We start from the raw sequence: 1,201 nt of genomic DNA, 5'->3' as shown, positions 1-1,201 counted from the left end.
CTTGCCCGGCGTCGCCGGCGCGTTGCGCGGCGCGCGGCCGCGCCCCTTGGACCCCGGAGCCGCGCCGCGTTTTGCTGACGGGTTCGAACTCTGTCGCCGACCGCCGCGAACTACCGCGGGCATGAGGCGTCCTCCACCATCCACCGGACCAGGTCTTTGTACGCCATCCCCACATGGGCGGCCTGCTCGGGGACGAGCGAGGTCGGCGTCATGCCGGGCTGGGTGTTGACCTCCAGAAGGACCAGAACGTCCTTAACATCGTCATAACGAAAGTCGGATCGTGAAACCCCTCGGCAACCAAGAGCCCGGTGGGCCAGTTCGGATTCGCGCAGCGCCGCCTCGAACACGTGCGGCGGCAGGTCGGCCGGCAGCTTGTGAATGGAGCCCCCGGGCGCGTACTTGGCCTCGTAGTCGTAGAAGCCCTTGACCGGGGTGATGTCGGTCACCGTCAGCGCACGCGGCCCCGAAGCTTCGCCGAGAACCGCCACCGCCAACTCCGGCCGGGAATGTAAGGCTCGACCATCACCTGGTCGCCGTAGGTCCAGTCGGCGGAGCCGACCTCCGTCTGCGGGCCGTTGGCCCCCTCGGGCACCAGGTACACGCCCACCGAAGACCCCTCGGCGTTGGGTTTGACGATGTAGGGCGGGGCGATGACGTGCCGGCGCGCCACCTCGAACCGGTCGAACAGGCCGCCGGCGGGGACCGCGATCCCGGCCGCCCGCAGGATCGACTTGGTCTTGTCCTTGTCCATGGTGATGGCCGAGGCCAGCACGCCGGAATGGGTGTAGGGAATCTGCAGCGTCTCCAGGATGCCCTGGACGCAGCCGTCCTCGCCCCATTCGCCGTGCAGGGCGTTCAGCGCCACGTCGGGGTTCAGCTCGGCCAGCACCTGAGCCAGATCCCGCCCGGCGTCGACGCGGGTGACGCGCGCCACCTGCCCTTCCAAGGCCTTGGCGCACTGCTCGCCGGAGCTCAGCGAGACCTCGCGCTCAGACGACAGCCCCCCCATCAGGACGGCGACGTGCAGGTCGGAAAGCGGGCGGGTCATGACGGGCTCCGGTACAGTCACCGCAATGCGGCAAACGTCCTTAACAGCCTGTCAACACATGGTGGCCCGGGACCGATGACAAGCGGGTGAGCGTCAGGCCGCCCGCGCCGTCGCCGCGTCCGCCGCGCGCGGCAGGACCAGGGTCAGTCGGCC

General features: G+C 69.5%; 1 pseudogene. It reads right to left on the bottom strand.

Features of this window, described 5'->3' with window-relative positions:
- Positions 1-110: 110 nt before the first annotated feature.
- Positions 111-1,048 (bottom strand): annotated as a pseudogene (locus AC2W7C_RS18170) (D-alanine--D-alanine ligase).
- Between the last annotated feature and the right edge of the window lie 153 nt (positions 1,049-1,201).

It is taken from the genome of Brevundimonas sp. CURTG3B2_SDJG (assembly GCF_057364705.1).
Note: the sequence above shows the minus strand (reverse complement) of the source record. Positions and strands in the feature narration are given on the sequence as shown.